The following is a 13,070-nucleotide window of genomic DNA, read 5'->3' on the forward strand; positions in this document are numbered from 1 at the left end:
ATTCAAGGGAAAAGATCATCATGGATTATGCAACCCTCAAACTGATCTGGTGGGTACTGATCGGCGTACTGCTGATCGGCTTCGCACTCACCGACGGCTTCGACATGGGCGCGGCGATCCTGCTGCCGTTCATCGGCAAGACGGACGCCGAACGGCGCATCGTCGTCAATACCGTGGGCGCGACCTGGGAAGGCAATCAGGTCTGGCTCATCACCGCGGGCGGCGCGATGTTTGCCGCGTGGCCGCTGGTGTACGCGGCGTCGTTCTCCGGCTTCTATTTCGCCATGCTGCTGGTGCTGTTCTCGCTGTTCTTCCGGCCGGTCGGCTTCGACTACCGCAGCAAGCGTGAAGATCCGCGCTGGCGCAGCGCGTGGGACTGGGCCCTGTTCGTCGGCGGCTTCGTGCCGTCTCTCGTGTTCGGCGTCGCGTTCGGCAACCTGCTGCAAGGCGTGCCGTTCTCGTTCGATACCGATCTGCGCGTGACCTATCACGGCGGCTTCTTCGCGCTGCTCAACCCGTTCGCGGTGCTGTGCGGGCTCGTCAGCGTGTCGATGCTGGCCGCGCATGGCGCCGCCTTCGTGAAGATGAAAGCGGACGACATCGTGGCCGAGCGCGCGTCGCTCGCGCTGCGGATCGCTTCGTTCGCGGCCGTGGTGCTGTTCCTGATTGCCGGCGCGCTGATCGCCACGATGATCGGCGGCTATCAGCTGGTCGACGCCGCGCCGCTCGACACGGTGGCCAATCCGCTGCTCAAGAGCGTGACCGGCGCGCCCGGTTTGTGGCTGGCCAACTACGCGACCTATCCGTGGATGGTGGCCGCGCCGGTGGCCGGTCTGGCGGGCGGTGTGCTGGCCACGCTGCTCGCGCGCTCGCGCTTCGAGAAGAGCGCCTTTCTGGCGACCTCGCTGATGATCGTCGGCGTGATCCTCACGGCGGGCTTCTCGATGTTCCCGTTCATCATGCCCTCCTCGCTCGACGGCCGCAGCAGCCTCACCGTGTGGGATTCCACCTCGAGCCGCATGACGCTGCAGATCATGCTGATCGCCGTGATCGTGTTCCTGCCGCTCATCCTGATCTATACGAGCTGGGTGTATCGCGTGATGCGCGGCAAGGTGACCGCGGCGGCGCTCGAAGAGAACCGGCACACGATGTACTGAGCGGCATTCCGCACATTTTCGCAAATCACTGGAACTGCTTACCGGGAGCACACAATGTGGTATTTCAGCTGGATTCTTGGTATTGGCGTAGCGCTTGCGTTCGGCATAATCAACGCGCTTTGGCTTGAATCGGCCCGACCGGTTCAGGGCACCAGGCGCCCTGATCAGAAGCGGGTCTGAGTCGATGGAAGGGTGTTCGGGTCGCCGGGCAGGAAGGAGCATTCAATGAGCACCGCCGCGCCGTTGGCGCAGAAAACCGACACCTTCCCGCTGGACCGCGGCTATCTGTTTTCAGCCAGTGGAACCGGCCGCGAGATAGACGCGGACACCGCAGCCGGGTGGCTGGAGCATCGGAACGACAGCAGCGGGGAATTCATCTGGCTACATTTCGACGATATTCCCGCAGTGCTGGACAGTCTGCCGTTGCGACGCATGGTGAGCATGCCGCAAGCCTTCACTGAAACCCTCAGGGAAGGCTCGCGTTCAACCCGGATGACGCACGTGCGCGAAGACGTCATTGCCGTGCTCAACGACGTCGAATACGACTTCAGAAGGCAAACGCCCCTCCAGGTGGCGACGTTGTGGCTCAATGTCGGCGACCGCTGTCTACTCAGCGCGCACGCCCGGCCGCTGCGCTCGGTCAATCAGCTGACACTGGCTATCGAAGCCGGGCAGCCCTTTCGCAGCCCCATGTCACTTCTGATCAACCTGCTGGAAGAGCAGGCCGATGTCCTGACCGGAATTGTGCGAACGGCCGCCCAAACAGCCAATAAAGTGGATGAAACGCTGCTCACCGGCAAATTGCCGAAACGTTCGAGCCTGGGCATCATACGCCGCGACCTGGTGAGCCTGCGCCGGCTGCTGGCGCCGGAGCCTGCCGCACTCTTTCGCCTCGTCAACCGGCCGCCCAGATGGGCGCGTGACGAAGACATCCAGTCGCTGCGGCAATCCGCCGAGGAGTTTTCGCTGAGACTGCGCGACATGAGCGGCCTCGAGGAACGCATCAAGCTGCTGGAAGCGGAAATCGCCAATCGCGTGGCCGAGCATACGAACAGGAGTGTGCTGATCCTCACGGCCGTCACCGTGATTGCGTTGCCGATCAACCTGATCTCCGGCTTGCTCGGAATGAACGTGGGCGGCCTTCCCTTCAGATACGACACTCGCGGATTCTGGATCGTCGCCACGATCGCCGTGCTTCTCACGAGCCTCGCAGCCTGGCTGATCTTTCGCCCGAGGCGCGATTGATGCCGGTTCATACCGGTCACCGGCAGAAAAAAAGCCCGGACGAACCGGGCTTAACACGCTACTCCCGGGGGTCCCCACCCCCAATGCAAACCTTACCCCGGTCCCGCTCGAACTCCCTTGTGCTGAATCAAGGCCGGCTTACGTCGACGATCGATCAGACCAGTCAGACGCCCGATTTCCAGGGCCACGACGGATATAAGCGTCCGCCGTTTTCCACGCTCTCACGCGCAGCCTGTGACCGGTCGCCACTATCGCGTTCGATATCGCCGGCATCCGGCCGCCCCGTATCCGCGTCGGCGAGAGGATCCGGCTGTTGCGTATCCGCGCCAGTGGCGGCCTCGCCGGGCTGCTCGCCCGCTTCGACGGGCTTCAGGTTCGCGCCGAACCACGCAACCGCCTTGCGCAGTGTCGCGACATAGTCCTGCCAGCCTTGCGCGTTGCCCGTAAAAAGCGCCTGCTGAACCGTACGCGCCAGCTGCTCGCGATCGAGCTCCAGTTCAAGCAATTCCCTCGGCCAGGAAAGAAAGGCAGCAGTGGCATGCTCGACGAAATCCCGCGTGGTCATCGAAGGCGATACATGCGTGAGCAGAGGCAAGCCCTCCAGCGAATCATGCGCGGCCACTGCTTCGTGCACGGTCTGTTTGTCCTGTTTGCCCTCTTTGTCGCCGCTGCAAATCATGAGACGATTGACCGCCTCCAGCACGTCGCCCAGATGAAGCAGCAACGCACGCCGCTCATACGCATCTTTCACGTTTTCGACTCCCTGCACACGACACCCATCCGAACCCCGCGCATGGCGGCCGACGGTGCAAACGAAACGGGCACCGCTAACGGCCGCTCACTCGCGGACGCCTTGTCGCGCCTCTGCAAGCGGACGCATGCTCACAGGATAGCCGGCTTACTCGGCAATTCGTCGCATGTCCCGGTTTCTGCCGGGAAGTGCTTCCTGAGTAACTCCGTCACCTGCCCGACGCCGCCCAGCACGCCGGCCTCATAGTTACCGCGCCTGAATTCCGCCTCCATTCGCTGGCAGATCGCTTCCCACTCGCCTCGTCTGACCCTGGCGTGCACACCCCGGTCGGCGACGATCTCCACATCATGATCGGCGAGCAGCACATAAATCAGTATCCCATTGTTGTGCTCGGTATCCCAGACGCGCAATTGGGAAAAGACGTCGATCGCGCGCTCCCGGGCCGAGATCCCTTCCCAGAGCGCCGCGATGTGAAGCGTGCCTTCAACGGCGAAACGGATCTGCCCCATGTGCGCGGCATGGCTGTCGCGCACGGCTTTGTCGATGGCCCGCAGCACCGGGACCGGAAAGGCCCGGTTCACATGCCAGCGGGTCAGGAACAGATGTCTGCTGATGCGTTCGAGATTCATGGCTACCACCTGCCCGACGCGCCGCCGCCGCCGAATCCGCCACCGCCGCCCCGGAAGATATCGCGGCCGGAACCGCCGCCGAGCCTTCCGGACTGCCCGCCGATCACGCGCGCGCCGGCGCTGGCGCCGAGACCGCTGCCGAGCAGCGTAAACGCGAGCGCGATCACACCGGCGGCGATCGCGATCAGCAGCGCGCCCGACAGCATCCACGCAACCACCGCGACGGCGCCCCCGGTCACGACGGCGCCGGGCAGCCGCCCCAGCAACACGCGCAAGACACCGCCCGCCACCAGGGTCAGCACGAAAAGAACCGGCAGATAGCGCCCGAACCGCGTTGAGCCGCTGGCACGCTGATCCGGCGCGGGTAAAGGCTCGCCGTCGACCACACGCATGATGCTGTCGACACCGGCCGCGACGCCGCCGTAGTAATCACCCTGTCTGAACCGCGGAACGATCGTCTCGTTGATGATGCGACTGCTCGTTGCGTCGGTGAGCGCGCCTTCGAGGCCGTAGCCCACTTCGATGCGAAGCGTCCGGTCGTTCTTCGCAATGATCAGCAGCACGCCGTCATCGACGTTTTTGCGGCCCAGCTTCCATTGCTCGACGACGCGAAGCGAATATTGCTCGATGGTCTCCGGCGCGGTGGTAGGCACCATGAGCACGGAAATCTGGCTTCCCTTTTTCGTCTCGAACGCTTGCAAGGTCTGTTCGAGCGAAGCGCGCTGGTCGTCCGCGAGGGTGCCGGTCTCGTCGGTGACATGCGCGCTCAGCGCCGGAATCGGCACTTCCGCGCCCGCGCCGGGCGGCAGGAAGGCGCAGAGGACAAGCAGCAGCGTGCCGGTCAGCTTCAGGATGTTCAATTTGCCGCTCCGCTGGCCGGCGTGGGCGCCGTGTTGAAATCGACCTGCGGCGGGCGGGCGATCTCCGCTTCGTTCGTGACCGAAAAGTTAGGTTTCTCTTTATAGCCGAACACACTGGCCGTGAGATTGGACGGGAACGACCGGACAGTCGTGTTGTAGTCCTGCACGGCCTTGATATAGCGGTTTCGAGCCACCGCTATACGGTTTTCGGTGCCTTCGAGCTGCGCCTGCAGGTCGCGGAAGTTGGCGTCCGACTTCAACTGCGGATAAGCCTCGGAAACGACCAGCAGTCTTGCCAGCGAACTCGACAGTTGCGCCTGGGCGGACTCGAAACGCGCGAACGCCTGCGGGTCGTTCAGCAACTCGGGCGTAGCCTGCACGGATCCGACCCGCGCGCGAGCCTCGGTAACGCCGAGAAGGACAGCCCGCTCCTGGCCTGCAAAGCCCTTCACCGTATTCACGAGGTTCGGAACCAGATCGGCGCGGCGCTGATACTGGTTGACGACCTCCGACCAGCTTGCCTTCACCTGTTCGTCCTGCCTCTGGATCGCGTTGTAGCCGCATCCGGAGAGCATCGTGACGATGGCGGCCAGCAAACCCAGATATAGCGTGCGCATTGAATTTTCTCCCTGTTTTAATAGCCGCATGGACCGGGCCGATGAGCGGAAGCATCGACACACGCCACGCGACGCAAGCGGTTCTATCCCTGCAACGAACAGTATTCGCTGTGAAGCTGGGTTCGTTGATCCCGGTCAAGCCCATGAGAACTGGCGGATCGGCGCGCGTGACGTGCGGCCGTTCAATGCGCGGGCCGGTGCAAAACCCGGCCTCATGAATCGCCATTTGCGTCGTGTCGAGGCTGCCGTCGCGAAACCCTTTCGTCAGTTGCGGACGCGCGCAGCACCCGCGCCGCCGTTGCACTGGCTACACCGCCGCCGGGTAGCAGATAGTCGATTTTTCGCGCCGTCATGCCACTGACCCGTGCTGGGCGAGTGGAGACGGAGTGCCCGCGGCGTTCGCCTCGGGCGCCGCGGGCCCTGAAGCGCCGGTCCCCGCCGCACTGGCTGCCGCCGTGGCGTTCTGTTGCAGCGCGGTTGGCGGCGCGGCGTCGCCGGTCATCAGTTGCAGCAGCGTGGCCTGGTCGAGCACTTCGCACTCCAGCAAGCGCCGCGCAATGCGGTCCAGTTGCGCGCGGCTGTCGGCGAGCGTGCGCGTCACGCGTTCGTGGGCCTCGGCCAGTTCGCGTCGAACTTCGTCGTCGACCAGCTTCGCGGTGCTTTCGCTGAAGCGCTCGCCTCGCCCGCCCGCCGACGGATAGCCCACGCCGGGATCACTGCTGTCGAACGTGAAAAGCCCCAGCCGCTCGCTCATTCCGTAGCGTGTCACCATATGCCGCACCAGCGCCGTTGCCCGGTCCAGATCGTTCTCGGCTCCGGTCGATACGTCGCCGAAAACGATTTCCTCCGCCACGCGTCCGCCGAGGTACGCGTCGAGCCGGTCCAGCAGTTCGCTCTTGCGCAGAACGTAGCGGTCTTCGGTCGGCACCTGCTGCGTATAGCCGAGCGCGGCGACGCCGCGCGGAATGATCGACACCTTCTTGACGGGGTCGCAATGTGGCCGGCTCAGCGCGACCAGCGCGTGGCCCGCTTCGTGATAGGCAATGGTGATCTTTTCCTGTTCGTTCATGACGCGGCTTCTGCGTTCCATGCCGGTCATCGCCCGGTCGATCGCTTCGTCGAAATCCACCATGCCGACCGCGGATTTGTCGAGTTCGGCCGCATGCAGCGCGGCTTCGTTGACCACGTTGGCGAGATCGGCTCCGGCAAAACCGGGCGTGCGCGATGCAATCTCGGCCAGATCGACGTCCGCTGCGAGCGTCACTTTCTTCACGTGGACCTGCAGGATCTGCCGGCGCCCGTTGAGGTCCGGCCGGTCGATGGCAATATGCCGGTCGAAGCGTCCGGGCCGCAGCAAGGCCGGATCGAGAATCTCGGGGCGATTGGTCGCCGCCAGAATGATCACGCCGGAATTCGGCTGGAATCCGTCCATCTCGACCAGCAGCTGATTCAGGGTTTGCTCGCGTTCGTCGTTGCCGGATGTGACACCGGCGCCGCGCACTTTGCCGAGCGCATCCAGTTCGTCGATAAAGACGATGCACGGCGCCTTCTTCTGCGCCTGTTCAAACAGGTCGCGCACCCGCGCCGCCCCCACTCCCACGAACATCTCGACGAACGCCGAACCGCTGATCGAAAAGAACGGCACGCCCGCTTCCCCCGCCACGGCCTTGGCAAGCAGGGTCTTGCCGGTACCCGGCGCGCCGACGATCAGCACGCCCTTGGGAATCTTGCCTCCGAGGCGCCGATAGCGCTCGGCATTACGCAGAAATTCGACGATCTGCTTCAGCTCGGCCTTCGCTTCGTCAATGCCGGCGATATCGTCGAATGTGACGTCGGTGTCCTGTGCGACGTAGACTCTGGGCCTGCTTTTGCCGATCCCGCTGAAATCACGCAAACCGCCGCCACCGCGCCGCATGAAAACACTCCACACAGCCGCGAGCATCAGTATGGGGACGATCCAGCCGAGCACCGCCGCCAACCCTATCCTGTCGGCTACACCGGTATAACGGACGCCCGAGTTGGCGAGATCCTCGATCAGATGATCGTCGCTCACGCGCACGGTCAAAAAGCGCCACGGCTCGCCATTGGCGGCGAGTCCGCTCGCGGCGGATGCCGGCAGCAAAGGAGCCGCGCCTGGCATCCGGACGCTGCCGGTGATCTGGTCCGAACCGATCTCCAGGTTGTCGAGTTGCCGCGCGACCAGCAGCCGGTGAAAGTCGCTGTACGCGATCGCTTCGGTCGGTTGCCGGTACAGGAAGATCTGCGCGAGAAGCAGCAGCACGACGCCGATCGGTATCAGTACACCTGTGTAATTCGATTTTTCGTTCATCGCCGTTTGCGCCGATCGTCAGACAGCTTGAGGGAAATCCGGCCTCGCCTGTCACTTGCCCGATGAACGGACCCAATGGGCACGCAGAAGCCCTTCGTTGTCGCGATAGCTGATCTCCAGCTCGCCCTGATGCGCATGCAGCATCGCCGCGCCGAGCCGGCGAACCAGATGCGGCCCCGTGGTCTGCACGACGATATGCTCCGGCTGCTGCTGTATATCCATGATCCGTTCGAGCGGATGCTCCTCCTTCTCGCCATCGGCCTGATGATGCAGCAAGGCCAGAACTTCGTCGGCGCGGTTCAGCAGATAGTCGCCGTCGAAAGTGATTTCTCCCGCCGGCGCCTGCTCATGAATCCGCTTGCACGCCGGGCATTGCAACTGATGCATCTGCCCGGCCGACATGCGCCACGTCCAGCGGCCGTCGTCAAATACCGCGCCGCAGTCGGGACAGCGCGAAGCGCCCGCGCTTCGTCCGCGCGGCCGGTAACTGTCGTAGATATGGGCTTGGGGCTGCCTGTCCCGGCGCATCTGTTTGCGCTTCAATCGTGTCTGTATCGTGGTCATTTCGCAGCCCCTCGTGGTAATAGTCACAGCTGATTCAAACAGGACGGGAAAGCGTGCAGCGCCAGTCGCCGCGACTCATGCGACGACCAGCTGGTCGACCACCCACCGCACGCCCTTGGTGCCCCAGGCGACGCCGCAGGCCACACGCTTTCGAGGAGCGAATCGGCCACGCCGGTCAGGCGGACCACGCCGTCATGCACGTCGACCGAAATACCGCCTGACTCGCGCCGCGAGCGCCGTTGCAACGCTTCGGCGATATGTTTGCTGACGTCGGCTGCGACCGGATCGATTCGCACCTCGATCTGATTGGCCACGCCTACGACGCCTCGCATCCGACTCACCAGTACTTCGGCCATCTGGCGCTGGAAGCCGTAATCCACCTCGCCGGTGAGCGTGACGCAACCGTGTTCCACCACCACGCGTATGGCGTCTTCGGGAAGCCCTTCCTGCCATTGCAGCGCCGAGACGATCGCCGCGGCCAGATCTTCGTCGGTGTGCCTCAATGGAGACGGTGCACGGACCACCAGGTCGAGCACGACCGCACGACTGCCGGCCACCCGCTGCACCGCTTTCTGCAAAGCGAGTTTCTGCGCGCAACTGTTCACGGAGCCTTCCAGGGTCACGATGCGGTTGAGCACCGTAGCGGTGACGTTTCTGGCATCGAGCGCAGGATCCCAAAGCAATTCCTGATCCACGTCATGCTTGAGTTCCAGATCTGATTTCATCGGTATCTCCTGCCGCTGTATGTCCTTCGTCGTGCGCGATGCGCGCCGTGAACGCGAAAGAATCCGGGAACGGATGCGTGAACCATAGTCCCGCGCCGGCAACATCCGGTTGACTCAGGTCAAGCGCGCTCGGACCACCGCTGGTGCGCTAATCTGGGCGCTGAATCGAGAGGCAGCGGTCGATGAAGCATTTCGCTACGGCATGGCGGCAGCATCGGCGACTTTGCCTGGCGCCGGCACGGCGCCTGGTGAGCGTGGGCGAATCGAGCGGCTCTATCGCGAGATAGCGATCAGGCAGTCAAGCGACAGGGCCAGGTCTGCTGCGCATCCACAGGGAGGCGGGAAATGGCGAAGATATCTTCGCAGGACAAGCGGCGCGTAGGTCGCAGCGGCGGTGCCATGAGCGCGGAGCGGATGGCGGCCGGGCCGCCGTTTCGCGACCGTGCCGAAGCAGGACGCATGCTCGCCCTACAGTTGGGCGAATACGCGGGACGTCGCAATGTGATCGTGCTCGCGCTGCCGCGTGGTGGCGTGCCGGTCGGCTATGAGGTCGCGCGGGCGCTGGGCGTCGAACTCGACGTGCTGGTCGTGCGCAAGCTGGGCGTACCGCATTATCCGGAACTGGCGATGGGCGCGATCGCCACCGGCGGGGCGCTCTATCTCGACGAGCAGACCATCCGCATGGCGCGCGTCACCCAGCCGGAAGTCGCCGCCGTACTCAACGACGAACACCGCGAACTGGCACGGCGAGAAGCGTTATATCGCGGCCCGCGGCCACCGCCGAACCTCGAAGGCCGGACAGTCGTCATCGTCGACGACGGCATCGCCACCGGCTCATCGGTACGTGTCGCCGTCGAGGCATTGCGTACCGGCAAACCTGCGCGAATCGTGGTGGCCGTACCGGTCACGCCGGAAAGCACGGCAAAACGGCTCGAAGGCTTGGCCGACCAGTTTGTCTGCACCCACCCTGCGCGTCATTTCGGCGGCGTCGGCCAGTTCTATCGGGACTTCGGGCAGACGAGCGACGCTGAAGTGCGCGCGCTCCTCGCCCGCTCCCACCAGGACACACTGTAATGCGCCGCCCGGCCTCATTCCGGCAGAACCCAGCTATCGCCGTATTTGACGTAGGACCGCTTCACCGCGGCCCAGGCAATGCGATGGGCAATTTCCTCACAGCGCGCATCCTCGGAGTGCGCCGCAACCAGCCTGCCCCAACGTTCGCCAGTCCTCACTGCGCGGAGGGTCGCACAGCCTGGGCGGAAGGACCCTGAGCCTGCGAGCCGTCAGCGAAAGCCTTTTCAAATGCGAGGGTGAATTCGCCCAGACGATCATGCGGAAGCCGCCCGATCCCCGCGGCAGCCTCGCGCCCGCCGCCGGCTGCGAACTGCCTGCACAGGTCGGCCGCGCCATAAGGATGGGCGAGCGGAGCACGCACGCTCACCGTGTATTCTCCGTGAGCGCTCTGGCTCAGCACGGCGTGAGCACGATCAGGAGAACCCGTCGCCAGAAAGTTGCCGAACGCGCCGCGCACCCGTCGTGCCCACGGTTCATCTGGCAGTACATAGATCTTTCCGTCCGCGAGAACACTGTCGGCCGACAAACTCAAGGCCCGTTCCATGTCCCGGCGCAGTGCGTTGCACAGCGCGCGCGCAATCGGCTCGTTTGCGAGGAAATCGAATGGGTTGGAGTAAGGGCGCACAGTGTTGTAAAGCCTGGCAGGCGGGATCAGAAGATCCGCCTCACTCTCCCCATAGGCGTTGTAATTGATCGCCTCTCCCAGTTCGCGCAACTGTCCGGCTTGCCCGGATTGAAGCGCGCATTTCGCGGCAAGTGTGCCGGCCGCGTGCAGGAGGTTGTCGCCATAGGCGCCGACGATCGCCCAAAGCCGGTGTTGTCCTCCGATATGACGATCCACGAGCAGGCTCGTACAAACTTCAGGCGTCGTGTCGATATATGGCTTCAGATTGGGCGCTTCAGGAACAGCTCCCGAGAAGTGGTGATCGAAGTACTCCACTTCGGCGCCATGTCGAAGCAATGCAAGCAAGGCTACCCGATTGGAGTCCAGAGAGATGTCCAGCACAGTCACCGAGATGCCTGCCCCAGGCGGAACGCGGGCAAGCAGCGCCACGTCGCGCTTGACGCCGGTGATCAACACCGACCTCAATGGCTTCCATAAGCGCAACTGATGCAGTGCGCAGATTCCGTCGGCATCGCCATTGAACACATCGAAATGTTTCATGCCCTGTCACCGTACCGGCTAGCGTCGCCAGAAAGCAGATCCGCGATGGTCAGAATACAGCCCCGATGTCAGCATTGTGGACCCGCAGGTTTCTATCCGCTGACAGCGCTCCGGTTCACTCTATTCGCCGGCTTATCCGCCACTTTGACATGGCTCAATCCGGCGGGCCACCACGCACCATCGCAGACATGACGACGCACCATCGCATTCGATCCGCCGAACATCGGCCTGCGCGGCTTCGACGTACGGTTGACTCACATCAATTGCATCGCTGACAATCGCGGTTGAATACGCGGTTGAATAATCAGAATCATCACGTGTGTTGCGAACGTAGCCCAGCACGCCGGGCCAATCGGATAATCCTTATGCACAAGTCAATTGCGTGCATCGCCTCGCTCGCCATCTTCCTCGCAGGATGCGCGCACGATCAGGCGGTCCCGCCGCAAGCACAAGCATCCCAGTCGGCATGTGTGGCAGGGCCGCCACTCGACCTCGAACGGTACATGGGACGCTGGTACGTCATCGCGGACACGCCGTTCCTGAGCGAGTCCGATTATGTGGGCAGCTATGACGAGTGGACGTTGCGCAACGACGGAAGCATCGACGACAAATATCTCGGCCGTCGTCACGGTTTCGATCAGCCGGCCACCGGAAGCCAGTTCGTGGCGAAGGTGATGTCCGGAACCGGCAACACGAAATGGCGAGTGGGATTGATCTGGCCATTCGAAGTGGTGGTCGTCACCGCCTATGTGGACCCCGACTATCGCTACACGATCCGCTGCATGGCCGACGGCAACATGCTGTGGGTACTCGCGCGCGAGCCGGTAATGGACGATGCCACTTACGCCGGCATGCTCGCCCGGCTTGCCACTATGGGCTTCAACACTGACCGGCTACGCCGGGTTCCGCAAACCGCCGGGCAAATCGGCCAACCCGGCTTTCAATGAGCGTTGCGCGGCAACGGAACCAGCCGGGAACGCGCATGACAACCCTGCCTAGGCACGCGGCAACCGAAGCCGGCACGGCACTTGATAATCGTGCTGACGCGATGTCTGCGCCGCATCAGGACGCACCCGGATTGTCCGAATACGCGTGCAGAGCGCCGCGAGCTCGCGCCGATACGCCGTCCGAACGTTCGGCGCGCGTACGCCGCAAGATCGCAAGCCCGACGTATCTGGAGACGGACGAAGACCTCGCCTTCCTGCGGGACAATCGGCAACGGCGGCAATGAACCCCGCGACGGCGAGGCTACGCCGTCAACCCACCACCAGACGATCGACCACGGCCTTCACGCCGGGCGTCGAGCGCGCTGCCCCCGTCACGATGGAACGCTCGATCACCGAGCTGAGTCGCCCCGACAGGGTTACCTTGCCGTCTTCGACGTCGACGCCCACGTGCTTCAGCTCGCGATCGGTATGGCGCTGAATGGCTTTGCGGATGCTGTACTCGATGTCGACCGGGGAAGCCGAGCCACGGATTTTGATTTCGTTTGTCACGCCCGTCACGCCGCGCATATGAACGACGTTTTTCTCGGCGATGTGGCTGCGATAACCGTCCTCGACTTCGCCGCTCAATGTCACCCAGCCCTTCTCGACCTTGATTTTGATCGCATGGTCTTCGAGGCCCGCGATCCAGTCGAGGACGACGCGCACGTTCAAGGCGATGTCCTCGTCGGTACGCCGCTCCGACTCCTGCAGCTTCACGTCGATCGCGACGACCACCGCCACGACGCCGGCGATTCTCATCGCGCATTTTTCGGCGGCGACTTTCGTTGCGTAGTCCGGAACGTGTCCGCTGATCGTCACGATGCCATCGACCACTGCAACGCCAATTCCGTTTGCGTCGACGGCCGGACTGTGCCTCAGTTCGTCCTCGACTTCCTGCTTCAGTTGACTGTCCGACTTCATGGAATTTCTCCTCCGGCTTGACCTTGCAACGCGACGGACCACGGCCG

General features: G+C 63.5%; 14 protein-coding genes and 1 pseudogene. 5 read left to right on the forward strand and 10 right to left on the reverse strand.

Going from position 1 to position 13,070, the window contains the following annotated elements; genetic code table 11:
* The first annotated feature begins 20 nt into the window (after window positions 1-20).
* Genes cydB through BXE_RS12485 form a run of 3 tightly spaced genes read left to right on the forward strand, consistent with a single transcriptional unit; the run spans window position 21 to window position 2,402 of the window.
* Complete coding sequence (gene cydB / locus BXE_RS12480; RefSeq protein WP_011488660.1) at window positions 21-1,157, forward strand: cytochrome d ubiquinol oxidase subunit II; 1,137 nt, start codon at window positions 21-23, stop codon at window positions 1,155-1,157.
* Window positions 1,158-1,211: 54 nt separating this feature from the next.
* Window positions 1,212-1,337 carry a cytochrome bd-I oxidase subunit CydX gene (gene cydX, locus BXE_RS44225; RefSeq protein ID WP_081435520.1) on the forward strand — a complete coding sequence of 42 codons (126 nt, stop codon included), beginning with the start codon at window positions 1,212-1,214 and terminating at the stop codon, window positions 1,335-1,337.
* A 45-nt stretch (window positions 1,338-1,382) separates the two neighbouring features.
* Window positions 1,383-2,402, forward strand: a complete 1,020-nt coding sequence (locus BXE_RS12485) for a transporter (protein ID WP_011488661.1) — start codon at window positions 1,383-1,385, stop codon at window positions 2,400-2,402.
* 163 nt (window positions 2,403-2,565) lie between these two features.
* Here BXE_RS12485 and BXE_RS12490 read toward each other — a convergent pair whose 3' ends face one another.
* From BXE_RS12490 to BXE_RS12520, 7 genes and pseudogenes are all read right to left on the reverse strand, one after another.
* Window positions 2,566-3,153 carry a hypothetical protein gene (locus BXE_RS12490; RefSeq protein WP_038458762.1) on the reverse strand — a complete coding sequence of 196 codons (588 nt, stop codon included), beginning with the start codon at window positions 3,151-3,153 and terminating at the stop codon, window positions 2,566-2,568.
* 131 nt (window positions 3,154-3,284) lie between these two features.
* Window positions 3,285-3,782 (reverse strand): TPM domain-containing protein, encoded by a 498-nt coding sequence (locus BXE_RS12495; protein ID WP_011488663.1) that lies wholly within the window; start codon window positions 3,780-3,782, stop codon window positions 3,285-3,287.
* Window positions 3,783-3,784: 2 nt separating this feature from the next.
* Window positions 3,785-4,642 (reverse strand): TPM domain-containing protein, encoded by an 858-nt coding sequence (locus tag BXE_RS12500; RefSeq protein WP_011488664.1) that lies wholly within the window; start codon window positions 4,640-4,642, stop codon window positions 3,785-3,787.
* On the reverse strand, window positions 4,639-5,259 hold the full coding sequence (locus BXE_RS12505) for a LemA family protein (protein ID WP_011488665.1): 621 nt from the start codon (window positions 5,257-5,259) through the stop codon (window positions 4,639-4,641). The genes BXE_RS12500 and BXE_RS12505 overlap by 4 nt, the downstream gene beginning before the upstream one ends.
* A 349-nt stretch (window positions 5,260-5,608) precedes the next feature.
* Window positions 5,609-7,588: an ATP-dependent zinc metalloprotease FtsH gene (ftsH, locus tag BXE_RS12510; protein WP_011488667.1), complete on the reverse strand. Its 1,980-nt coding sequence runs from the start codon at window positions 7,586-7,588 to the stop codon at window positions 5,609-5,611.
* A 51-nt stretch (window positions 7,589-7,639) separates the two neighbouring features.
* Entirely contained in the window at window positions 7,640-8,152 is a 513-nt protein-coding gene (locus tag BXE_RS12515) for a BCAM0308 family protein (protein ID WP_011488668.1), read from the reverse strand.
* A 75-nt stretch (window positions 8,153-8,227) separates the two neighbouring features.
* Window positions 8,228-8,877: pseudogene (locus BXE_RS12520) on the reverse strand (BON domain-containing protein).
* A gap of 399 nt (window positions 8,878-9,276) precedes the next feature.
* Between BXE_RS12520 and BXE_RS12525 the strand changes: the two are divergent.
* Complete coding sequence (locus tag BXE_RS12525) at window positions 9,277-9,951, forward strand: phosphoribosyltransferase (protein WP_011488670.1); 675 nt, start codon at window positions 9,277-9,279, stop codon at window positions 9,949-9,951.
* Window positions 9,952-9,965: 14 nt separating this feature from the next.
* Here the strand turns inward: BXE_RS12525 and BXE_RS44235 are convergent, their stop codons facing one another.
* Both BXE_RS44235 and BXE_RS12530 read right to left on the reverse strand, forming a co-directional pair.
* The gene (locus tag BXE_RS44235) at window positions 9,966-10,109 is read right to left on the reverse strand and encodes a ChaB family protein (RefSeq protein ID WP_011488671.1); all 144 of its coding nucleotides are present in this window, start codon (window positions 10,107-10,109) and stop codon (window positions 9,966-9,968) included.
* Window positions 10,106-11,116 carry a hypothetical protein gene (locus BXE_RS12530; RefSeq protein WP_011488672.1) on the reverse strand — a complete coding sequence of 337 codons (1,011 nt, stop codon included), beginning with the start codon at window positions 11,114-11,116 and terminating at the stop codon, window positions 10,106-10,108. Before BXE_RS12530 ends, BXE_RS44235 begins: the two co-directional genes overlap by 4 nt.
* A gap of 365 nt (window positions 11,117-11,481) precedes the next feature.
* Here BXE_RS12530 and BXE_RS12535 point away from each other — a divergent pair, with 365 nt between their 5' ends.
* Window positions 11,482-12,063, forward strand: coding sequence for a lipocalin family protein (locus BXE_RS12535; protein WP_011488673.1), 582 nt, complete (start codon window positions 11,482-11,484; stop codon window positions 12,061-12,063).
* 309 nt (window positions 12,064-12,372) lie between these two features.
* Here the strand turns inward: BXE_RS12535 and BXE_RS12545 are convergent, their stop codons facing one another.
* Window positions 12,373-13,023: a BON domain-containing protein gene (locus BXE_RS12545; RefSeq protein ID WP_011488675.1), complete on the reverse strand. Its 651-nt coding sequence runs from the start codon at window positions 13,021-13,023 to the stop codon at window positions 12,373-12,375.
* Between the last annotated feature and the right edge of the window lie 47 nt (window positions 13,024-13,070).

Origin of the sequence: Paraburkholderia xenovorans LB400 (assembly GCF_000013645.1) — a bacterium.
Lineage (GTDB): Bacteria > Pseudomonadota > Gammaproteobacteria > Burkholderiales > Burkholderiaceae > Paraburkholderia > Paraburkholderia xenovorans.